This window comes from Streptosporangium sp. LJ11 (genome assembly GCF_051918945.1).
Classification (GTDB): domain Bacteria; phylum Actinomycetota; class Actinomycetes; order Streptosporangiales; family Streptosporangiaceae; genus Streptosporangium.
In genome coordinates this window covers 195,202-216,921 of sequence record NZ_JBPXMB010000020.1, presented here as the reverse complement: position 1 = coordinate 216,921, position 21,720 = coordinate 195,202, and the positions used below count along the sequence as shown (strand labels likewise).

Here is a 21,720-nt window from a genome sequence, read left to right as displayed (position 1 = left end):
CTCACTGGTCGTTCCCCTTCAGCTGGGCGGAGGCCGCGGGCCGCCGCCTGACCGGCTCCGGCACGGCCGCCGCCTCGGAGGCGTCCGGCAGCACCATGGTTCCTATGCCCTCGTCGGTGAAGATCTCCAGCAGCACCGAGTGGGGCACCCTGCCGTCGAGCACGTGGGCTCGTGGCACGCCGCCCTGGACGGCGGTCAGGCACGCCCCCATCTTGGGGATCATGCCGCTGGACAGTCCCGGCAGGAGTTTCTCCAGCTCGGTGGCGGACAGCTGTTCGATGATCTCGTTCTCGTCGGCGTCGGGGCGCCAGTCGCGGTACAGGCCCTCGACGTCGGTCAGGATGATCAGCTTGGCCGCCTGGAGGGCCACGGCGAGCGCGGCGGCGGCGGTGTCGGCGTTGACGTTGTAGACGGTGCCGTCGTCACTGCGCGCGATGGAGGAGATCACCGGGATCCGGCCGTCGTCCAGCAGTGCCCGCACGGCGCCGGCCTCGACGTTGACGATGTCGCCGACCTGGCCGATGTCGACGCCGACGCCGTCGACGACGGCGTGCTTGCGTACGGCGGTGAGCAGGTGGGCGTCCTCGCCGGACATGCCGATCGCGAACGGCCCGTGCCGGTTGATCAGGCCGACCACGTCGCGGTTGACCTGGCCGACGAGGACCATCCTGACGACCTGCATGGCCTCGGGGGTGGTGACCCTGAGCCCGGCGGTGAAGGTGGACTCGATGCCGAGCAGGTCGAGCTGGGCGTTGATCTGCGGCCCTCCCCCGTGCACGATCACCGGCCTGAGCCCGGCGTAGCGAAGGAAGACGACGTCGGCGGCGAACTTCTCTCGCAGGTGCTCCTCGGTCATCGCGTTGCCGCCGTACTTGATGACGACGGTCGCGCCGTGGAAGCTCGCGAGCCAGGGCAGTGCCTCGATCAGCGTGGCGGCCTTCTTCAGGGCCTCGGCGCGTCTCATGTGGAGTACGCCGAGTTCTCGTGGACGTACGCCGTGGTGAGGTCGGTGGTGTGGATCGTCGCCGAGTGCGGTCCCGCCGACAGGTCGATGGTGATCGTCACCTCGCGCGGGGTGAGGTCGACCTTGGAGCGGTCGTCGCCCGCCGCGCCGCCCCTGCAGATCCAGATGCCGTTCATGGCCACGTTGAGCCGGTCGGGTTCGAAGACGGCGTCGGTGGTGCCGACGGCCGACAGCACACGGCCCCAGTTGGGGTCCTCGCCGTACATGGCGCATTTGAAGAGGTTGGAGCGGGAAACGGCGCGGCCGACGGCGACCGCGTCGTCCTCGGAGACGGCGCCGACGACCTCGATGGCGATCGCCTTGGAGGCGCCCTCGGCGTCCATCAGCAGCTGGCGGGCGAGGTCGGCGCAGACCGCGAGGAGGACCTGCTCGAACTCGGCGAGGTCGGGGACGACTCCCGAGGCGCCGCTGGCCAGGAGCAGCACGGTGTCGTTGGTGGACATGCAGCCGTCGGCGTCGAGCCGGTCGAAGGTGACCCGCGTCACCTTGCGGAGCACCGCGTCGAGCTGCTCGGAGGGCAGGTCGGCGTCGGTGGTGATCACCGAGAGCATGGTGGCGAGGCCGGGGGCGAGCATGCCCGCGCCCTTGGCCATGCCGCCGACCATGTAGCCGCCCGCGCCCTTCCTGAAGGAGATCTTCGAGACGGTGTCGGTGGTGCGGATGGCGTCGGCGGCGGCCAGGCCGCCGTCCCTGGCGAGCTGGGAGACCGCGAGGTCGACCCCGGCCAGCAGCGGCTCCATCGGCAGCCGCTCGCCGATCAGGCCGGTGGAGCAGACCGCGACCTCCCCGGCCGAGTCTCCCAGGGCCGCGGCGACCTTCTCCGCGGTGGCGTGGGTGTCCTGGAAGCCGAGCGGCCCGGTGCAGGCGTTGGCGCCGCCGGAGTTGAGGACGACGGCGTGGACCCGGCCCCCGGCCAGCACCTGCGCGGACCACAGGACGGGCGCGGCCTTCACCCGGTTGGCGGTGAAGACCCCGGCGGCGGCGCGCGAGGGGCCGTCGTTGACGACCAGTGCCAGGTCGCGGTCGACGCCGGACTTGATCCCGGCGTCGACACCCGACGCACGGAAGCCGAGAGGGGCGGTCACGCTCATGGGGCGACTCCGTTGAGAGGAAGGCCGAGCTCTTCCGGCAGGCCGAGGGCGAGGTTGGCACTCTGGATCGCGCCGCCGGCCGTGCCCTTGGTGAGGTTGTCGATGGCGACGACGGTGACGACGCGGCCCGCGCGCTCGTCCAGGACGACCTGGAGGGCGGCGGTGTTGGCGCCGAGGGTCATCGAGGTCGCGGGCCACTGGCCCTCGGGGAGCAGCCGCAGGAACGGCTCGTCCTTGGTGGCGACCTCGTAGGCCTCGCGCAGGACCGCCGGGGTGAGGCCGGGCCTGGCGGGGGCGGTGCAGGTGGCGAGGATGCCCCGGCTCATCGGTGCCAGCACGGGGGTGAAGGAGACGGTGACCGGTTCGCCCGCCAGCGGGGAGAGGTTCTGCTCCATCTCCGGGGTGTGCCGGTGGACGCCGCCGACGCCGTACGCGCTGGCGGAGCCCATCACCTCGCTGCCCAGGAGGTTCGGCTTGGGCGCCCTGCCCGCCCCGCTGGTGCCGCTGGCGGCGACCACCACCACGTCGGGCTCGACGAGACCGGCGGCGAAGGCGGGGAACATGGCCAGGGTGACGGCCGTCGGGTAGCACCCCGGCACGGCGATCCTCCGGGTGGCGCGCAGCTCCTCGCGCCGTCCCGGCAGCTCGGGCAGCCCGTACGGCCAGGTGCCCGCGTGGACGCCGCCGTAGAAGTGCTGCCACGCGGCGGGGTCGGCGAGCCGGAAGTCGGCGCCGCAGTCGACCACGAGGGTGCCGTCGCCGAGCTGCTCGGCGACGGCGGCCGACTGGCCGTGCGGCAGGGCGAGGAAGACGAGGTCGTGGCCGCCGAGGGTCTCGGGCGTGGTCTCCAGCAGGATCCGGCCGGCCAGCGGGGCCAGGTGCGGCTGGTGGGCGCCGAGGGCGGTGCCCGCGCTCGAGGCCGCGGTCAGCGCGCCGATCTCGATGCCGGGGTGGGACAGCAGCAGGCGCAGGAGCTCACCTCCGGCGTAGCCGCTGGCACCCGCGATCGCCGCTCTCATCCGTCCCCCCGATGTCTGCATGCTTATGCATTGATACTCATGGACTTACTAGAAAGATTATGCATCTTGAAGGATTGCCATGCAAGCCGGTAACACGTGGCCCTGGCCGTCCAGAGGTATGCCACGGGCCGGAAAAACCGCGAAGTCCATGCTTTACCGGCTTGTGAACGCGGGCACGAAGCCATCGGCCGTGTTTCGGCACTGTTGCACGTACCTACCGGTCGGTATCGTGACGTTTCCGGCCCCTCCACCTCCGGGAGTACGAACGCATGACTGTCACCCACGACCAGGTCCGGGCCCAGCTCACCGGCCCCGGACAGCTTTTCGAGACGGAAGAGGTCCTCAGCCACGGCGGGACCGTCAAAACCTGGAAGCACGCGCCCCGCGACTTCCGGGCCCTTCTGGAGACGAGCAGGTTCCACGGCGACAAGGTCTTCCTGACGTACGAGGACGAGCACATCACCTACGAGGAGCACTTCCGGCGGGCCGCCACGCTCGCGCGGCGCCTGGTGGACGAGTACGGCGTGGTCAAGGGCGACCGGGTGGCCATCGCCATGCGCAACTACCCCGAGTGGGTGATCGCCTTCTCGGCCGCGCTGGCCGCCGGGGCGATAGCCGTGCCGCTCAACGCGTGGTGGACGCCGCAGGAACTGGAGTACGGCCTGTCGGACTCGGGGGCCAAGGTGCTGATCGCCGACGGCGAGCGGGCGGCCGGGCTCGCCGGCCTGGCCCCGGCGCTGATCGTGACCCGCGGCACGGTGCCCGCGGGCGCCCGCTCCTTCGACGACGTGATGGGCGAGGTGGAGGCGGGCGTGACGCTGCCGCCGGTCGACCTCTCCCCCGAGGACCCCGCGACGATCTTCTACACCTCCGGCACGACGGGCCGCCCCAAGGGCGCGCTCGGCAGCCACCGCAACCTCGGGCAGTCGCCGATGACCGTCGCCTACGGCCTGTACCGCAGCGTGATCAAGGCGGGCAGGGACCCGGGCGAGGCGGCCGGGCAGCGGCGGGTCACCCTGCTCACCGTGCCGCTCTTCCACGTCACCGGCTGCTTCGCGGTGATGACCACCACCATGTTCACCGGGGGCGGCCTGGTGCTCATGTACAAGTGGGACCCGGGCCGCGCGCTGGAGCTGATCGAGCGCGAGAGGATCACCGGGCTCACCGGCGTGCCCACCAACGTGTGGCAGCTCCTGTCCCATCCCGATCTCGACAAGTACGACATCTCCAGCCTCAGCGGCCTCGGGTACGGCGGTGCCCCCGCCCCGCCGAAGCTGCTGGAGCGCATCACCGAACAGCTGCCCAACCGCGCCCCCTCCAACGGGTACGGCATGACCGAGACCACCGCGCTCGCCATCAGCAACGCCGGAGCCGACTACCTGGCCAAGCCCGACAGCATCGGCCTGCCGATGGCCGTGGTCGAGGTGAAGATCGCCGATCCCCTCGGCGGCGAACTGCCGGCCGGCACGGTCGGCGAGCTCTGCCTGCGCGGCCCGAACGTCATCCTGGGCTACTGGAACCGGCCGGAGGCCACCGCGGAGACCTTCGTCGGCGGCTGGCTGCACACCGGCGACCTGGCCAGGGTGGACGAGGAGGGATTCGTGTTCATCGTGGACCGGGCCAAGGACATGGTCATCCGCGGCGGCGAGAACGTCTACTGCGCCGAGGTCGAGGCCGCCCTGTTCGAACACCCGGCGGTCGAGGACGCCGCGGTGATCGGGATCCCCCACGACGAGCTGGGCGAGGAGGTCGGCGCGGTGCTCCGGCTGTCGTCCCCGGTCACCGACGAGGAACTGCAGGCCTTCCTGCGCGAGCGGATCGCCCTCTTCAAGGTGCCGGTCAGGTTCTGGACACGCGAGACGGAACTCCCCCGCAACCCCGGTGGCAAGATCCTCAAGACCCGGCTGCGCCAGGAGGTCCTGGGCCCCTGACGCCCGCCGGACGACACCCCGCCCCGTCGTCCTTTCATCATCGTCGCCGTCGCCCCGCCCGCCCCGCCCCGTCACCGTTCCCCCGCCGGCGCCCTGCCCCCACGGGCGCCCGGCGCCGGGTCGCTTTCCCGCGCCCTTCCCGGCCGCGACCTGCCGGAAAATGACTTGCCATCGCGTAGGTCACCACCGAAACTAGCTGTTCGTGCCGGAAAACGCCGATCGACCGATCAAGAAGACCCTGCTCCGACGCCTGGCGATGGACCTCAGTCCTCTTCGTGACTCACGCGACTTCCGGCTGCTCTTCGGCTCCGGCGTCATCACGATGTTCGGCACCTTCCTGACGCTGGTCGCGGTGCCGCTGCAGATGAAGGAGCTCACCGGCTCCTACCTGGCGGTCGGCCTGGTCAGCGTGGCCGAGTTCGTCCCGATGGTGGTCTGCGGGCTCTGGGGCGGGGCGATCGCCGACGCCCTCGACCGGCGCAAGATCATTCTTCTCACCGAGGTGGGCCTCTGCCTCACGGTCACGATCCTGACCGTCAACGCGCTGCTGCCGGAGCCGCAGGTCTGGGTGCTCTACGTGGTCGGCGCGCTCTCGGCCGGCCTGGGCAGCCTGCAGCGGCCCAGCCTGGAGTCGCTGATGCCGCGCGTGGTCAGGCACGACCAGCTGACCGCCGCCGCCGCCCTCGGCGCCTTCCGGTGGAATCTGGGCGCCATCGTCGCCCCGGGCCTCAGCGGCCTGATCGCGGCCTCGTTCGGCGTCGCCGTCGCGTACGGCATCAACGTCGTGACCTTCCTGGCGTCCCTGGTCCTGCTGTGGATGGTCCGGGCCCAGCCGCGCTCGGAGGACACCCCCTCGGCCTCGATCAGGTCCCTGGTCGAAGGGGTCCGCTACGCCGTGGGCCGCCCCGACCTGATGGGCACCTACCTGGTCGACATCGCTGCGATGATCTTCGCGTTCTCCACCGCGCTGTATCCGTTCCTCGCCGACGAGCTGGGCGCCCACGAGGCCCTGGGGCTCTTCTTCTCCGCCTCGGCCATCGGCTCGCTGATCGCCTCCGTCACCTCCGGCTGGACCGCGCACGTGCACCGGCACGGCCTCGGCGTGATCATCGCGGCGGCCGTGTGGGGCGTCGCGGTGGCGCTGGCGGCGCTGATGCCCAACGTCTGGGGCATCTTCGCCTTCCTCGCCGTGGCCGGGGCCGCCGACATGATCAGCGGCGTCTTCCGCTCGACCATCTGGAACCAGACCATCCCCGACGAGTTCCGCGGCCGCCTGGCGGGCATCGAGCTGCTCTCCTACACCAGCGGCCCGATGCTCGGCAACGCCAGAGCGGGCCTGATGGCCGACCTCGGCGGCACCCGCTTCTCCCTGGGCGCGGGTGGCCTGCTGTGCGTCGGCGCCGTGGCCGCGATGGCCGCGCTGCTGCCGAGGTTCCGCACCTACGACGCCCGCACCGACGAGCACGCGATCAGGGAGCGCGCCCGCCGCGAGGAGGCCGCCCGCGCCTGACACGGGCACCGGCAAGTGTCCTCACGGAACGGAATCCCGTTGCTACTGTGGGATTATGACGGTCGACGTACGGAGCCCCGAGATGACGGAGTCCTCGCTGCCCGACTGGGTGTTCCCCCCGCCGGAGGGGTTCATCGCAGAGGATCTCGATCGCATTCCGCAATTGCCCGCACACACAGAGTTAATCGATGGAAGCCTGGTCTTCGTGAGTCCTCAGGCTTCTTTTCACACGCGCACCATGTTTCTCCTGGAGGCGGGTCTTCACCGGACCATTCCGGAAAATCTTCGAGTGCGCCGGGAGATGAGCGTCATGCTGGGCGAACGACAGCGGCCCGAGCCTGACATCAGCGTCATTCACGCCTCCGCCGAGCACAGCCATGAGCAGACCTTCTACCGGGCCGAGGACGTCGTGCTGGCCGTGGAGGTCATCTCCCCCGACTCCAGGGCGCGCGACCGCGACCGTAAGCCGGTGCTGTACGCCGAGGCGGGCATCGCGCACTTCTGGCTGGTCGAGAACCAGTCGGGGAAACCCGCGATCTACGTCTACGAGCTCGACCCGGTCGCCAGGTCCTACGTTCTCACCGGCATCCACCACGACCGGCTCAAGATCTCGGCGCCGTTCGACATCGACATCGACCTGACGGGGATCGACCGGCTCTAGGGTCCGGCCTCACGCGGTGCCCGTCGCCGCCCGGGACGGGCTACGGCCACATCCTCCGGACATTCCCACCTGCCGCGGGCTTCGCCTCACCGGGCGGGAATCCGCCGGACGAGGCCACGCCTCACCCGTTCTCGCGCCAGCCGTCATGCTCCTCGGCCAGCGCCTCCAGGCGGGCCACGCCCTCCGGCGGCAGCGCCCCGGAGGGGTCCTCGACCACCACCAGCCACTGGGCGTCCTCGGCGTCGTCCTCCCCCGCAAGGGTCTCCCTGACCACCGCGGGCATGCCGATCACCGGAAACTCCCCGGCCACGGTCTCGGCGACCTCCTCGGCGGTGTCACGCTCGGCGAACACCAGCAGATGCCTCATCGCCCCCTCCCGGGGAAGGGCTCTTCCCCGCTCCGGGCGAGCGATCCGCCCAGAGCGACCGGCGGGTGCGTCATCGTCGCCTCCTGATGGAGAATCACCCGGGACGCGAACAAATCCCGGCCCGGTACGGCGAAAAAGGGGCCCGGGACACGCCCCGGGCCCCTCGTGAACCGGTCAGACGCCGCGCAGCCGCGCCCCGGTGCGCTCCCCGGCCAGGGCCACGGCCGCGTCGCGGGCCGCGGTGGTCTCCTCCACGGTGAGCGTCCGGTCGGGCGCCCGGAAGCGCAGCGAGTAGGCGAGGGACTTCCCGCCCTCGCGGACCTGGGCGCCGGTGTAGACGTCGAACAGCCGGATCGACTCCAGCAGCGGGCCCGCGCCCTCGCGCAGCGCCGCCTCCACGGTGGCCACCGGGGTCGCCGCGTCGACGATGAGCGCGACGTCCTGACCCGCGACGGGGTACGCGGAGATCGCCGGGGCCTGCGGCGGACCCGCGGTCAGCGGCTCCAGCCGGGTCAGCTCCAGCTCCATCGCGCAGGTGCGCGGGGGCAGGCCGTAGGCCTCGACGACGCGCGGGTGCAGCTCACCGGCGTGACCGACGAGCACGTCACCGGCGTACAGCGCGGCGCAGCGGCCCGGGTGCCAGGGCTCGTGCCGGTCCGCGCGGACGTCGAGGGTGACCCCGGCCTCGGCGGCCACCATCCGGGCCGCCTCGACGGCGTCCGCCCAGCCGGCCGCCCGCCCCTTGCCCCACCAGCCGGACGGCTCGAACTCCCCGGCCAGCACCGCCCCGACCCGGAGCGGCTGGGCGGGCAGCGCGGACTCGATCGAGGCGAGCTCCTCCGGGCTCGGCCTGCGGTCGACGCCCAGCACGGGGGCGACGGCGGGCGCGTCGGCCGAGGGCCGGTAGACCAGGCCCGCCTCGAACAGCGCCACGTCGCCGAAGCCCCGGCCCACGTTGCGGACCAGCGTCTTGAGCAGGCCGGGCAGCAGGGTCGTCCGCATCAGCGGCTCGTCCTCGCTGAGCGGGTTGGCCAGCCGTACGGCCAGGCGGCGCGCGTCGTCGGCGGGCAGCTGCAGGTTGTCGAAGTCGCGCTCCCCGTTGAACGGGTAGGCGAGGATCTCGACGTAGCCCGCAGCGGCCAGGGCACGGCCGACCCGGCGGCGCAGGCGCTGGCTCTCGGTGAGACCGGCGCCCGCGGGGGCGGCCGGCAGGATCGAGGGCAGGTTCTCGTAGCCCTCCAGCCTGATGACCTCCTCGGCGAGGTCGTTCGGGTCGGTCAGGTCGGGCCGCCACGAGGGCGGGGTGACCGCCAGCATGTCGTCACCGGTGACCGTGAGCCTCGCGGCGATCCCGGCGGAGGCGACGTCGCCGGTGGCCGCGGTGCCGCCGGCCGTGCCACCCGTCACCGGGCCGGTCGCGGTGGCGCTCTCGACCACGCAGCCGACCTGCTCCAGGCGGCGGATCACCGTCTCGCGGTCGTAGGCGGTGCCCGCGACCCTGCCGGGGTAGCCGCTCGGGATGGCGACGCGGACCGGCTCGACCTCCACCTCGGCGTGGGTGACGCCCGGCTGGATCGTGCCGCCGCCGAGCTCGGCCAGCAACCGGGCCGCGCGCCAGGAGGCGTACAGCGGCAGTTCCCTGTCGACGCCCCGCTCGAAGCGCTTGGAGGCCTCGCTGACCAGGTTGTGCCGGCGCGACATGCGCGCGGTGCCGCTGGCGGAGAAGTGGGCCGCCTCGATCACGATGTCGGCGGAGGCGTCGGAGATCTCGGTGTGCAGGCCGCCCATGGTGCCGGCCATCGAGATCGCGCCCGACCCGTCGGTGATCAGGATGTCGTCCGGGTGCAGCTTGCGGACCACGTGGTCCAGCGTCTCCAGCGTCTCGCCCGGCTCGGCCCTGCGCACCACGATCTCGCCGGTCAGCTTGGCCGCGTCGAAGGCGTGCAGCGGCTGGCCGAGCTCCAGCATGACGTAGTTGGTGACGTCGACGGCGAGCGAGACCGGGCGCATGCCGGCGCGGGAGAGCCGCGCGCGCATCCACAGCGGGCTCGGCGCCGACGGGTCGAACCCGCGGATCTCGCGGAGCACGAAGCGGTCGCAGGCCGACGGGTCGGCGATCGAGGCCGGGTAGGACGGGCCCGCCGCGGCGGGCGGGGAGACGTCGGCGGGGTCGACGAACGCCGAGTCGAAGGCGGTGGCGGCCTCGCGGGCCACACCCCGGATGGAGAGGGCGTAGCCGATGTCCGGGGTGATCTCCAGCTCGATCACGTCGTCACGCAGGCCGAGCAGCTCGACCACGTCCGCACCGATCGGGGTGCCGACGGGCAGCACGAGGATGCCGGGCGACGACTCGGCCACGCCGAGCTCCGCCTCCGAGCAGATCATGCCGTCGGACAGCCGCCCGTACGTCTTGCGCGAGGCGATCTCGAACCCGCCGGGCAGCACGGCGCCGGGCAGCGCGACCGGGACACGGTCGCCGGCCTCGAAGTTGGTCGCGCCGCAGACGATCTCGCGCGGCGCGGCCTCCCCCACTTCGACCTGGCAGTGGCGGATGGGCTTCTTGAACCCCTCCAGCGTCTCGATGGAGATCACCTCGCCCACGACGACGTTCTTGATGTCGTGGCCGTAGGAGGTGACGGACTCGAGCTTGAGCCCGGCGGCGGTGAGCTTCTCGGCGATCTCGTGCGCCGTGACGGCGGGGAGATCGACGTACTCCCGCAGCCATGAAAGCGGGACCTTCATCAGACCTCCATTCCGAAGGGAAGGGTGAAGCGGACGTCTCCCTCGACCATGTCGCGCATGTCCTCGGCGTTGTGGCGGAACATCAGAGTGCGCTCGACGCCCATGCCGAAGGCGAAGCCGCTGTAGCGGGCGGGGTCGACGCCGCAGGCGATGAGCACCCGCGGGTTGACCATGCCGCAGCCGCCCCACTCGATCCAGCCCTCCGACTTGCAGGTGCGGCAGGGCGGGTTGCCGGGCACCGCGGAGGCGCCGCGGCAGACGAAGCACTTCAGGTCCATCTCGGCGGAGGGCTCGGTGAACGGGAAGTAGTTGGGCCGGAACCGGGTGGTGATGCCCTCGCCGAACATGACCTCGGCGAACCGGTCGAGGGTGCCCTTGAGGTGGGCCATGGTCAGGCCCTCGTCGATCGCCAGCCCCTCGACCTGGTGGAAGACGGGGGTGTGGGTGGCGTCGAGCTCGTCGGTGCGGAACACCTTGCCCGGCGAGATCACGTAGACCGGGAGCTCCCTGCTGAGCAGTGCCCGGATCTGGACCGGAGAGGTCTGGGTGCGCAGCACCTTGCCGGAGTCGACGGACTCCACGAAGAAGGTGTCGTGCTCCGAGCGCGCCGGGTGGTCGGCGGAGATGTTCAGCGCGTCGAAGTTGAACCACTCCCCCTCCAGCTCGGGGCCTTCCGCCACCTCGTAGCCCATCGCGACGAAGGCGTCGGCGATGCGCTCCTGAAGGGTGGTCAGCGGATGCCTGGCGCCGCGGGGGGCTCGGGCGGAGGGCAGCGTGACGTCGACGGTCTCCTCGACGAGGACCCGCTCGTCGCGCTCGGCCTCCAGCTGCGCCTGCCGCTCGGCGAGGGCGTCGGCGACCGCCTTGCGGGCGCCGCCGATGCGCTTGCCCGCCTCGGAGCGGGCCGCCGGAGGCAGAGCCCCGATCTCGCGGTTGGCCAGGGCTATCGGCGAGCGGTCACCGGCGTGCGCGAGGCGCACCTGCTTGAGTTCTTCGAGGTCACGCGCCGCCTTGACGGCGTCGAGCGCTTCGGCCTGCATGCGCGCCATCTCGTCGGCGTGCAGCGGGGTCACCTCGACCGGGTCGTAGTTTGACAAGAGAGAGCTCCGAATCCAGGGCTTGAGCGGCCATGAGTCTAGTCGGATGAGCCCACCGGGCCGACATTCGCGATCAGACGAAGTCGGGGGTGCCGGTGGGCACCATAAATCGAAACTCGGCGCCGCCCTCGGGCCCGCGCTGCACGGAGATGGTGCCGCCGTGCGCCTCGATCAGCCCCTTGACGATGAACAGGCCGAGCCCGGTGCCGCCACGGCGGCGGGCGTTGCCCCGCCAGAACTGCCGGAAGACGCGCGTGACCAGCTCGGGCGGGATGCCCTCCCCCTGGTCGCGGACGGACACGGTCACTCCCCATTCGCTCGGCTCGACGACTATTGTCACCGTACCGCGCCCGTGACGCACCGCGTTTTCCATCAGGTTGGCGAGCACCTGGTCGATCTTGTCCTGGTCGAGCCAGGTCTCGGGCAGCTCGCCGCGAACCTGGAGCACGAAGCGGTCCTCCGGCTCGCCCGCCGCCACCCGTCCCGCGATGATCCTGGAGATCCTGGCCGGGACGTCGACCACCTGGCGGTGGATCTCCAGCCGCCCCGACTCGATGCGCGAGACGTCGAGCAGCTCGGTGATCAGCCGGGTCACCCGGTCGGCGTCGGCGTTGACGGTCTCCAGCATGACGAGCTTCTGGTCGTCGGTGAAGCGGGTCCACTTGGCCAGCAGGGTCGCGGTGAATCCCTTGACGCTGGTCAGCGGGGAGCGGAGCTCATGGGCGACGGTGGAGACCAGGTCGGCGCGGCTGCGCTCCAGGCGGGCGCGGGCCCCGGCGTCACGCAACGTGATGACCACCCGGACGACCTCTCCACCCCGCCGCGGCTCGCGCACCAGCCGGGCGGCCACCAGCAGCTCCTGGCCGCCGGGGGTGCGCAGCGGCAGCTCGGGATGGCGGGCGCGGCTGGAAAGCCCGCCGTAGGTGTCGAGCCACTTCCACCAGTCGCGGCCGTCGTGGTCGCGGAAGGAGAACACGTCGCGCAGGTGCCGCCCGGTGGCCCGCTCGTGGGTGACGCCGGTCAGCAGGGCCGCGGCCCGGTTGACGGTCAGCACGTGCCCGTCACCGTCGGTGACCACGAGGCCGTCGGGAAGCTCGTCGACGTCGATCACAGAAGCGGCATCGGTGCTCCGCTCGCCGGTGTGTTCGCCGTGCACGACCCCGCCTCCTCGACGCTACATGGCCGACAATAGCGGGTTTCCCGCACCGTACGGCAGCCTCGCCGGGCGGGGAGCCTCACCTGGAGCCGGCACCGGTGCGCTGAGACCGGGCAGATGCGTACAGACAGACCGCGGCGGCGGTCGCGAGGTTCAGGCTCTCGGCCCGTCCGTAGATGGGAACCCTGACGACCTCGTCGGCCAGCTTCAGGATCTCCTCGGGAAGCCCCCACGCCTCGTTGCCGAAGATCCAGGCCGTCGGCCCTGACAGGTCCACGTCGTCCAGGGTCTGCTTGCCCGCGCCGTCGGCGGCGAGCACCCGGAGCCCGGTCCCCTTCAGGTGCTCCACGGCCCGCGCCACCGGGACGCCCGTGCTGACCGGGAGGTGGAACAGGCTGCCCGCGCTGGCCCGCACGCACTTGCCGTTGTAGGGGTCGACCGAGGCGTCGGTGAAGACGACGGAGTCGGCGCCCGCGGCGTCGGCCGTACGCAGCACGGTGCCCGCGTTGCCGGGGTCGCGGACGTGGGCCAGCACCGCCACCAGCGTGGAGCCGGAGACGACGGAGGCGTCCAGGGGCACGTGCACGAAGCGGCACACGGCCAGCAGCCCCTGGGGAGTGACGGTCTGGGCCAGCTCGGCCATGACCTCGCCGCTGGCCCGGTGGACGGGCACTCCCGCGGCGGTGGCGGCGGTGACGACGTCGGAGTGACGCAGCTCGGCCTCGGCCGTGGCGAACAGCTCCACCACGACGCCGTCCAGCGCCAGCGCCTCGCGGACCGCCTGCGGCCCCTCTGCCAGGAAGGAACGGTCGCGGTCCCTGAAGGCCCGCTTTGTCAGCCTCCGCGCGGCCTTGACCCGCGGCGACTTGATGTTGGTCAGCTCAGACCCGGCCATGCCCGTCCCCCAAGAATGCGAATGCGGCCCGCAGCGTGATCGCTGCGGGCCGCATGGTCGTCAGTGCCTCGCTCAGCCGGCGACCGGCGCGTTCACGTCGGCCGGGAGCGCCTTCTTGGCGGCCTCCACCAGCGTCGCGAACGTGGCGGCGTCGTTGACCGCGAGGTCGGCGAGGATCTTGCGGTCGACCTCGATGGAGGCGAGCCGCAGGCCCTGGATGAGCCTGTTGTAGGTGATGCCGTTCTGGCGGGCAGCGGCGTTGATGCGCTGAATCCAGAGACGGCGGAAGGTGCCCTTGCGGTCCTTGCGGTCGCGGTAGGCGTACGTCATCGAGTGGAGCATCTGCTCCTTGGCCTTGCGGTACAGCCTGGATCGCTGACCCCGGTAGCCCTTCGCCCGCTCGAGAACGACCTTGCGCTTCTTCTTGGCGTTGATCGCCCGCTTCACGCGTGCCATGTGTATCTATCTCCCCGGGGGCGGTTACTTAGCGAGCAGCTTCTTGATCTTCTTGGAGTCGGCGTCGGAGAGCACGACCTCGGGCTTGAGACGACGCGTCAAGGTGGACGGCTTGTGCTCGTTGTAGTGCGCACGGTTGGCGCGACGGCGCACAAGCTTGCCGGAACCCGTGAGCCTGAACCGCTTCTTCGCACCGCTGTGCGTCTTCATCTTCGGCATCTCAGCCGTCTCTCCCTCGATCGTGCCGATGTCCCGGGCCGGTAACCCAAGTCAAGGGCGTGCCTGACTACGAGACCGGACCCGGTCTCGGACTGATCTCGCGACTACCTGACGATCCAGGCTATGCGAGTTACTCCTGCGGAGCCGCCACCGCTCCACTGACGGACACCTCGTCGTTGACGCGCGTCTCGCCGGCGGCCGGTGACCCGTCACCCGAAGGGTTCTCGTCATGCCGCGCCTTGGCCGCCGCCTTCTCGGCCTTGGCCTCGGCCTTCTTCTTGTGCGGGCCGATCACCATGATCATGTTTCGACCGTCCTGCTTGGGCTGGGACTCGACGAAGCCGAGCTCCGTCACGTCCTCCGCCAGCCGCTGCAGGAGCCGGAAGCCCAGCTCGGGACGGGACTGCTCCCGACCGCGGAACATGATGGTGACCTTGACCTTGTCGCCGGCCTTGAGGAACCGCACCACGTGACCCTTCTTGGTCTCGTAGTCGTGCGGGTCGATCTTCGGCCGAAGCTTGATCTCCTTGATGATGGTGTACGCCTGGTTACGGCGCGCCTCACGTGCCTTCATCGCGGACTCGTACTTGAACTTGCCGTAGTCCATGAGCTTGCACACTGGCGGGCGGGCCGTTGCCGCGACCTCGACCAGGTCGAGATCGGACTCTTGAGCCAGCTTCAAGGCATCGCCGATGGAGACGATGCCCACCTGCTCGCCGTTCGGGCCGACGAGGCGGACCTCGGGCACGCGAATGCGGTCATTGATGCGGGGCTCGGCGCTGATGGGGCCTCCTAGGTTGCGATCCGCGGCCATCCGGGAGGAGGCCGCAACATGCTCGATCGTGCCGGGAGGTCGTAGAACGCACACCCTGTTGAGGGCGTTCGAACGCAAGATGCCCCGCACGTCACGCATGCGGGGCCACATGAACTCGAAGGCTTCACGCCGTAAGCTCTCCGGGGACTTACCCCGGTTGTGATCCTGACCTGTCAGCCTTGCGGCCGACGAGGTGGGAGGACGACCTCCGCTTGCGCGTCCAGCAGGCACGCCGGACCGATCGAGTCGTTACTCTACCACAACAGCGCGTTCACGCAGAATCATCCCGGCGCCGACGACGGTCACCCCGCCGGGGCGGCACGCCTGACGATCTCGGCCTTTCCCGCCTCACGCATCGCCTCCACCGGCACGTCCGCGCGGCCCGTCATCATCTCGACCTGCCGGACCGCCTGGTGCAGAAGCATCGGGAAGCCGCCGACGACGATCCCGCCCCGCTCGGCCACGGCCGCGGCCGGCCGGGTGGGCCAGGGCGCGTAGACCACGTCGAGGAGGGCGGGCACGTCCGCCAGCGTCCCGGCGAAGCCGTCGGCCGCGCCGGAGGGCAGGGTCGAGACGACCAGGTCGACCTCCAGCGCGGTGTCGAGCTTGTCGAGGGTCCGCACCGACAGGTCCATGCCCAGCCGCTCGGCGACCTCCGCGGTCTCCCACGCCCTCGCCGGGTCGCGGACCACGAGGATCGCCTCGTCGAGGCCGAGTTCGCGCAGGGCCGCCAGCGCGGAGGCCGCCGTCGCGCCGCCGCCGAGGACGGTCGCCGCCCGCGGCGGGGCCACGCCCGCCTCGGCGAGCGCCTGGACGATGCCGTACACGTCGGTGTTGTCCCCGTGCCGGGCACCGTCGCGCAGGATCACCGTGTTGACCCCGCCCACCTGGACCGCGAGCTCGGAGACGGTGTCGAGCAGCGGCATCACCGCCCGCTTGAGCGGCATCGTGAGCGAGAGCCCCGCCCAGTCGCCGTCCAGCCCGGCGAGGAGGCCGGGGAGCCCGGCCTCGTCGCACTCGATCGCCTCGTAGCGCCAGTCGTGCAGTCCCATGCCCTCGTGGGCGGCGCGGTGCAGGTACGGGGAGAGCGAGTGCGCGATCGGCGATCCCAGGACCGCCGCCCTCAGCACCCGTTCACCTTGTTCCGCTCGTACTCGGCCTTGAGCGCGAAGAAGTCGGACTCCACCGAGGCGAACTTGGTGACGCGCTTGCCCGGGCAGGTGGTCACGAACCAGAGCCAGTCGCCCTTGGTGGGGTTGAGCGCCGCCTGGATGGCGTCGTCGCCCGGGTTGGCGATCGGCCCGGGGGGCAGGCCCGCGAACTTGTAGGTGTTGTAGGGCGAGGTGCTCTCGAGGTCCTTGTGGGAGGCCTCGATGCCGACCTTGTTCAGCGCGTACATCACCGTGCTGTCCATCGCCAGGTTGAGCGGCGGATCGCGGTCGAGCCGGTTGAAGATGACGCGGGCCACCTTGCCCATGTCCTCTTCGGTGCCCGACTCGGCCTGGACGATGCTGGCGATCGTCATGATCTCGTGCGGGGTGTGCCCGAGGGCCTTCGCCTTGCCCTTGAGGTCGTCCTTGTTGGCGGTCTCGTTGAAGCGGTCGACCATCTTGGTGAGGATCTCCGAGGCCGTCATCTTGGGCGTGAACTCGTAGGTGGCCGGGAAGGCGTACCCCTCCAGCTTGCCCCTGGCGTAGGGGGGCAGGCCGAGCTCGCGGACGTTCCTGGCGGCCTGCTGGAACTCCCTCAGCGGCTTGCCCGTCTGCTTGGCGAGCCGCTGGAGGGTGACGCTCAGGCGCAGCCCCTCCTCAAGGGTGATCTTCTCCCGCAGCCGCTTGTCCGGGTCGAGGAGCTTGACGGCCTCCGCGGCCGCCATCTGCTTGCGCATGGTGTACTCGCCCGGCTGCAGGGAGGAGCTCTTGCCCGCCGCGCCGACGGCGTTGACGAAGGCCTTGACGCTCTTCACCACGTCCTGCTCCTGCAGGGTCTGCGCGATCTCGGAGGCGCTCTGACCGTCCTTGATCTCCACGACGATCTCGCCCGACCCCTGGCCGGTGTAGTCGTCGGGGGTCATCACGTCGCGGACCCAGGTGTAGCCGTAGAAGCCGGCGGCGCCGATGCCGCCGAGCAGGATGATGATCGCGAGCATGGGGGCGACGAAGCCCCCCCGGTTGCGGCGGCGCTTCCTGCGGCGGCCGCGCCGGCCGGAGTCACGGCCTGGGGACGTGTTGGCTCCTCGGCGCGACCGACCTTCGTCGTCGGAACCGACCAGGAAGTCCATATCGAGATCGTTCATAGCGTCGCTGGCCAATCTCCCGCTAGAGACGACCTGGCGTCAAGCGGGTGTGCCGAACCGAAGGAGGGCACCCGGCCGGACGTCCCGATGCTCCGGGAGCCGTCGTCCGAACCGCGGGTGCGGGTCGCCGCCTGCGGCGGAACCGGGAGTATTCCGCCGGGCATCAACGCTTCCCGAGGTGTCTGTTCAGCTCTTCCCGGTATCTCACAAACTCACTCTCTTTGTCAGTGAATTTCGTGATTCTATGCTCCGGATCAGTAGTGACAAACCAGAACCAATCACCTTGATCTGGCTGGAGTGCCGCGATCAACGCCTTCTCCCCGGGGTTCGCGATGGGCCCGGGCGGCAGGCCGGGCTTGAGGTAGGTGTTGTACGGAGACCTCACCTCTGTGTCCCCCTCCGAAACCTCCAGGGTCCTGCGCCCCTGTGCGTACAGCACCGTGGTGTCCAGCTGGAGCGGCGTCCGGGCCCTGATCCGGTTGTAGATCACTCTAGCGATCTTCGGGTAGTCCGGGTCCCGCCCGCCCTCCGCCTGGACGATGCTCGCCACCGTGACGGTCTCCCGGGGTGACAGGCCTTTCTTCCCGGCCCGTTTCCTGAGGTTTAGCTGGGTCGCCATCTGCTTGTAACGTTCCACCATGGCGGCGAGCAGGGCCGGAGCGGTCGTGTCCGGCTCGATCTCGTAGGTGGCGGGGAACAGGAAGCCCTCGGCGCTCCCGGCGTACCGGGGCAGGCCCAGCGCCCGCCCGTCGGCCGCGGCCCTGACCAGGTCGGCCCGGCGCATGCCGGTCGCCTCGGTGAGCCGGTCGAGCAGCTCGGGCAGGCGGAGCCCTTCGGGAATGGTGACCGTGCGGACCACCCGCGACTCGGGCGTCACCAGCATGCCGAGCGCCGACCGGGCGTCCATGCCCCTGCGGAGCCTGAAACGGCCGGGGGGCAGGGTGCCCGCCCTGGCCTGCTCCTCCGCCACCGTGACGAACGCCCCGGCACTGGCCACCACCCCGGCGTCGGCCGGCACCAACCCGATCTGGGTCGCGCTCGCCCCCCGGGGGATCTCGACGACGACCGTGCCCGAACCCGGCCCCTCGAAGTCGGCGGGCATGAGATAGGGGCGGATCACGAGGAGCCCGGCCGTCCCGGTGGCGACGGCGAGCACGGCCGTCCCGGCCGCCCACAGCCATACCGGCCGCAGACGGCTCACCGAGCGGTCCCGCCGCCCGGCCGCTCGGCGCTCCCCCCGCCGGCGGGAGGCCCGGCGGGTACCCCGGGGGGCCTGCCGGTGGCGCGTTCGGCGTCCAGCGCGGCCTGGAGCAGCACGATGGCGGCCGCCTGGTCCACCACGCCACGCTGGTTCTTCGCCTTCACCCCGCTGGCCCGCAGTCCCTGCTGGGCGGTGACGGTGGTCAGCCGCTCGTCGAACAGCCGCACCGGGACGGGCGCCAGCCGCAGCGAGATCCGGTTCGCGAAGTCGCGGGCGGCCTCCGCCGCCTGCCCCTCGCGCCCGGAGAGCGAGGTCGGCAGGCCGACCACCACCTCGACGACCTCGTACTCGGCCGCGATCTCCGCGAGCCGGTCGAGGTCGCCCTTACCGCGCCGGACGGTCTCCACCGGCGTGGCCAGCAACCCCGAGGGGTCGCTGCGGGCCACGCCGATGCGGACCGAGCCGACATCGACGCCCAGCCGAATGCCGTTTCTCATCATTCCCGTCTCCGCCCGCGCACCGGACGCGGCGCGAGGGCGTCCTTCCTCGTCAGGTGAGCGTCTGCGCTCGTCAGGTGAGGGTCTGCGCGATCGCCTGCTCGACGGCGGCGAGCGCCTCGCCGATCGCCTCGGGACGCACCCCGCCTCCCTGAGCGACGTCGTCCTTGCCGCCACCGCCACCTCCGAGAGCCTTCGCGGCGACACCGACCAGGCGGCCCGCCTTCAGGCCGCGGCCACGTCCCGCCTCGTTGACCGCGGCCACCACGACCGGCCGGTCGCCGGGGACACCGGCGACGACGACCACCGCGGCGCGATCGCCCGGGAACCGGCCGCGCACGTCAAGCGCGAGCTTACGCAGGTCGTCGGGGGAGGTGCCATCAGGCGCGCGGTGCGTCACGACGGACACTCCGTGCAGGTCGACGGCGCTTTCCGCCATCTGTCCCGCACCGGCGAGCACCTGGGCCGAGCGCAGCGCGCCCAGCTCCTTCTCCGCGGTGCGCAACCGGGTGACGATGCCCTCGATGCGCTCGGGCAGCTCCTCCCTGCGGGCCTTGAGCTGCTCCGACAGCTGGGCGACGAGCACGCTCTCCCTGGCCAGGAAGCGGAACGCGTCGAGGCCGACCAGGGCCTCCACGCGGCGCACGCCCGCGCCGATCGAGGCCTCGCCCAGCACCTTGACCAGGCCGAGCTGCCCGGAGCTGGCGACGTGGGTGCCGCCGCAGAGCTCGCGGGAGTAGTCGCCGACCTCGACGATGCGGACGGTGTCGCCGTACTTCTCACCGAACAGGGCGAGCGCGCCCATCGCGCGGGCCTCCGCCTGGGAGGTGTGGAAGGCGTTGACCCGCAGGTCGTTGATGAGGACCGCGTTGACCTCGTCCTCGACGTCGCGCAGCACGCTGGGCGGTACGGCGCCCGCGGCGGTGAAGTCGAAGCGGAAGCGGCCCGGCGAGTTCTCCGAACCGGCCTGCGCCGCGGTCTCGCCCAGCGCGTTGCGGAAGCCCCGGTGCACCAGGTGGGTGGCGGTGTGGCTGCGGGAGATGGCCCGGCGCCGCTCGACGTCGATCTCGGCCTGGGCCTGGTCGCCCACCCTGATCTCCCCGGAGCGGACCTTGCCCCGGTGCACGACGACGCCGGAGACCGGGGACTGCACGTCCACGATCTCCACCTCGGCCCCGCCGGTGCGGATGACGCCCTGGTCGGAGAGCTGGCCGCCGCCCTCGGCGTAGAAGGGGGTACGGCCCAGCACGACCTCGACCGACGTGCCCGCGCCCGCGGCGGCGACGGAGGCGCCGTCGACGAGGAGGCCGATGACCTCGGCCTCGGCCGTCACGTGGTCGTAGCCGAGGAACTCGACCTTGCCGGTCTTCTCCAGGAGCGTGCCGAAGATCGAGATGTCGGCGTTGCCGGTCTTCTTGGAGGCGGCGTCGGCCTTGGCCAGGTCCTTCTGCTCCTTCATCAGCCGGCGGAAGCCCTCCTCGTCGACCTGCAGCCCCTGCTCGGAGGCCATCTCCAGCGTGAGGTCGATCGGGAAGCCGTAGGTGTCGTGGAGCTGAAAGGCCTGGGCTGCGGCGAGCGTCGCCTGCCCCTTGCGCTTGGTCTCCTCGGCCGCCACGTCGAAGATCGCACTGCCGGTGCGAAGGGTGCGCAGGAAGGACTCCTCCTCGGCGTCGATGACGCCGTGGATCTGCGGGGCGTCGGCCCTGAGCTCGGCGTACTGCTCGCCCATCACGTCGACGGTCACGGCGGTGAGCTCGTGCATGTAGCGCTCCTCGCCCGCGCCGAGCAGGCGCAGGTTGCGGATGGCGCGGCGCAGGATGCGGCGGAGCACGTAGCCCCTGCCCTCGTTGGAGGGCAGCACCCCGTCGGCGACGAGCATCACGCCGGTCCTGACGTGGTCGGCGACGACCCGCAGCGACACGTCGGCGCGCTCGTCGCGGCCGTAGCGCGTCTTGGTGAGGTCCGCGGCCCGGTCGAGGATCTTGTACGTGGTGTCGATCTCGTAGATGTTGTCGACGCCCTGCAGGATCGCCGCCATGCGCTCCAGGCCCATGCCCGTGTCGACGCTCTTGGCGGGCAGCTCACCGGCGATGTCGAAGTCGATCTTGCTGCGTACCGCGCTGAGCTGGTACTGCATGAAGACGTTGTTCCACACCTCGAGGTAGCGGTTCTCGTCGACGACCGGGCCGCCCTCGCGCCCGTACTCGGGGCCGCGGTCGTAGTAGATCTCGCTGCACGGGCCGCCGGGACCCGGCACGCCCATGTGCCAGTAGTTGTCGGCCAGGTCGCGGCGCTGGATGCGCTCCTGCGGCACCCCGGCCTTGCGCCAGATGTCGGCGGCCTCGTCGTCGTCGAGGTAGACGGTGGCCCACAGGCGGTCCTCGGGGAAGCCGAACCCGCCCTCGGACTCGGGCCTGGTCAGCAGCTCCCAGGCGAACGGGATCGCCTGCTCCTTGAAGTAGTCGCCGAAGGAGAAGTTGCCGAGCATCTGGAAGAAGCTGGCGTGCCTGGTCGTCTTGCCGACCTCGTCGATGTCGAGGGTCCGGACGACCTTCTGCGCGCTGGCGGCCCGCTTGTAGGGCGGCTTCTGCTGGCCCAGGAAGTAGGGCTTGAAGGGCACCATGCCCGCGTTGACCAGAAGCAGCGTCGGGTCCTCGGCGATGAGGCTGGCCGAGGGCACAACGGTGTGCCCACGCTCCTCGAAGAAGCGCAGGAAGCGGCGGGCGATCTCTGCCGACTCCATG

19 protein-coding genes are annotated in these 21,720 nt (G+C 71.1%); 3 read left to right on the top strand and 16 right to left on the bottom strand.

Annotation, left to right across the window (positions count from 1 at the left end; all coding sequences use genetic code 11):
- Position 1: 1 nt before the first annotated feature.
- Genes argB through argC form a run of 3 tightly spaced genes read right to left on the bottom strand, consistent with a single transcriptional unit; the run spans position 2 to position 3,134 of the window.
- Positions 2–964: an acetylglutamate kinase gene (gene argB, locus ACTOQ3_RS28395; RefSeq protein WP_440086456.1), complete on the bottom strand. Its 963-nt coding sequence runs from the start codon at positions 962–964 to the stop codon at positions 2–4.
- Complete coding sequence (gene argJ, locus ACTOQ3_RS28390; protein ID WP_440086455.1) at positions 961–2,115, bottom strand: bifunctional glutamate N-acetyltransferase/amino-acid acetyltransferase ArgJ; 1,155 nt, start codon at positions 2,113–2,115, stop codon at positions 961–963. Before argJ ends, argB begins: the two co-directional genes overlap by 4 nt.
- Positions 2,112–3,134 carry an N-acetyl-gamma-glutamyl-phosphate reductase gene (gene argC, locus ACTOQ3_RS28385; protein ID WP_440086454.1) on the bottom strand — a complete coding sequence of 341 codons (1,023 nt, stop codon included), beginning with the start codon at positions 3,132–3,134 and terminating at the stop codon, positions 2,112–2,114. Before argC ends, argJ begins: the two co-directional genes overlap by 4 nt.
- A 269-nt stretch (positions 3,135–3,403) precedes the next feature.
- Here argC and ACTOQ3_RS28380 point away from each other — a divergent pair, with 269 nt between their 5' ends.
- From ACTOQ3_RS28380 to ACTOQ3_RS28370, 3 genes are all read left to right on the top strand, one after another.
- On the top strand, positions 3,404–5,065 hold the full coding sequence (locus ACTOQ3_RS28380; protein ID WP_440086453.1) for a class I adenylate-forming enzyme family protein: 1,662 nt from the start codon (positions 3,404–3,406) through the stop codon (positions 5,063–5,065).
- A gap of 202 nt (positions 5,066–5,267) precedes the next feature.
- On the top strand, positions 5,268–6,575 hold the full coding sequence (locus ACTOQ3_RS28375; protein WP_440086452.1) for an MFS transporter: 1,308 nt from the start codon (positions 5,268–5,270) through the stop codon (positions 6,573–6,575).
- Positions 6,576–6,630: 55 nt separating this feature from the next.
- Positions 6,631–7,236, top strand: a complete 606-nt coding sequence (locus ACTOQ3_RS28370; RefSeq protein ID WP_440086451.1) for a Uma2 family endonuclease — start codon at positions 6,631–6,633, stop codon at positions 7,234–7,236.
- 121 nt (positions 7,237–7,357) lie between these two features.
- On the opposite strand, the gene ACTOQ3_RS28365 is transcribed toward ACTOQ3_RS28370, so the two are convergent.
- The 13 genes from ACTOQ3_RS28365 to alaS all read right to left on the bottom strand — a co-directional run bounded on the left by ACTOQ3_RS28365 (position 7,358) and on the right by alaS (position 21,719).
- A complete protein-coding gene (locus ACTOQ3_RS28365; RefSeq protein ID WP_440086450.1) occupies positions 7,358–7,603 on the bottom strand; it encodes a hypothetical protein in 246 nt (81 codons plus the stop codon).
- Between the two features lie 174 nt (positions 7,604–7,777).
- On the bottom strand, positions 7,778–10,345 hold the full coding sequence (locus ACTOQ3_RS28360; RefSeq protein ID WP_440086449.1) for a phenylalanine--tRNA ligase subunit beta: 2,568 nt from the start codon (positions 10,343–10,345) through the stop codon (positions 7,778–7,780).
- Entirely contained in the window at positions 10,345–11,394 is a 1,050-nt protein-coding gene (pheS, locus tag ACTOQ3_RS28355) for a phenylalanine--tRNA ligase subunit alpha (RefSeq protein WP_440070050.1), read from the bottom strand. Before pheS ends, ACTOQ3_RS28360 begins: the two co-directional genes overlap by 1 nt.
- A 121-nt stretch (positions 11,395–11,515) precedes the next feature.
- Positions 11,516–12,598, bottom strand: coding sequence for an ATP-binding protein (locus ACTOQ3_RS28350; protein ID WP_440086448.1), 1,083 nt, complete (start codon positions 12,596–12,598; stop codon positions 11,516–11,518).
- Positions 12,599–12,677: 79 nt separating this feature from the next.
- Positions 12,678–13,493: a TrmH family RNA methyltransferase gene (locus ACTOQ3_RS28345; protein ID WP_440086447.1), complete on the bottom strand. Its 816-nt coding sequence runs from the start codon at positions 13,491–13,493 to the stop codon at positions 12,678–12,680.
- Positions 13,494–13,565: 72 nt separating this feature from the next.
- On the bottom strand, positions 13,566–13,949 hold the full coding sequence (rplT, locus tag ACTOQ3_RS28340) for a 50S ribosomal protein L20 (protein ID WP_012892552.1): 384 nt from the start codon (positions 13,947–13,949) through the stop codon (positions 13,566–13,568).
- 24 nt (positions 13,950–13,973) lie between these two features.
- Positions 13,974–14,168, bottom strand: a complete 195-nt coding sequence (rpmI, locus tag ACTOQ3_RS28335; RefSeq protein ID WP_030920046.1) for a 50S ribosomal protein L35 — start codon at positions 14,166–14,168, stop codon at positions 13,974–13,976.
- Positions 14,169–14,298: 130 nt separating this feature from the next.
- Positions 14,299–15,081, bottom strand: coding sequence for a translation initiation factor IF-3 (gene infC / locus ACTOQ3_RS28330; RefSeq protein ID WP_440086446.1), 783 nt, complete (start codon positions 15,079–15,081; stop codon positions 14,299–14,301).
- Between the two features lie 203 nt (positions 15,082–15,284).
- Positions 15,285–16,109 (bottom strand): shikimate dehydrogenase, encoded by an 825-nt coding sequence (locus ACTOQ3_RS28325; RefSeq protein WP_440086464.1) that lies wholly within the window; start codon positions 16,107–16,109, stop codon positions 15,285–15,287.
- Positions 16,106–17,278: an endolytic transglycosylase MltG gene (gene mltG / locus ACTOQ3_RS28320; protein ID WP_440086445.1), complete on the bottom strand. Its 1,173-nt coding sequence runs from the start codon at positions 17,276–17,278 to the stop codon at positions 16,106–16,108. The genes ACTOQ3_RS28325 and mltG (ACTOQ3_RS28320) overlap by 4 nt, the downstream gene beginning before the upstream one ends.
- 163 nt (positions 17,279–17,441) lie before the next feature.
- On the bottom strand, positions 17,442–18,479 hold the full coding sequence (gene mltG, locus ACTOQ3_RS28315) for an endolytic transglycosylase MltG (protein WP_440086444.1): 1,038 nt from the start codon (positions 18,477–18,479) through the stop codon (positions 17,442–17,444).
- Positions 18,476–18,976, bottom strand: a complete 501-nt coding sequence (ruvX, locus tag ACTOQ3_RS28310; RefSeq protein ID WP_440086443.1) for a Holliday junction resolvase RuvX — start codon at positions 18,974–18,976, stop codon at positions 18,476–18,478. The genes mltG (ACTOQ3_RS28315) and ruvX overlap by 4 nt, the downstream gene beginning before the upstream one ends.
- A gap of 73 nt (positions 18,977–19,049) precedes the next feature.
- Positions 19,050–21,719 (bottom strand): alanine--tRNA ligase, encoded by a 2,670-nt coding sequence (gene alaS / locus ACTOQ3_RS28305; protein WP_440086442.1) that lies wholly within the window; start codon positions 21,717–21,719, stop codon positions 19,050–19,052.
- Between the last annotated feature and the right edge of the window lies 1 nt (position 21,720).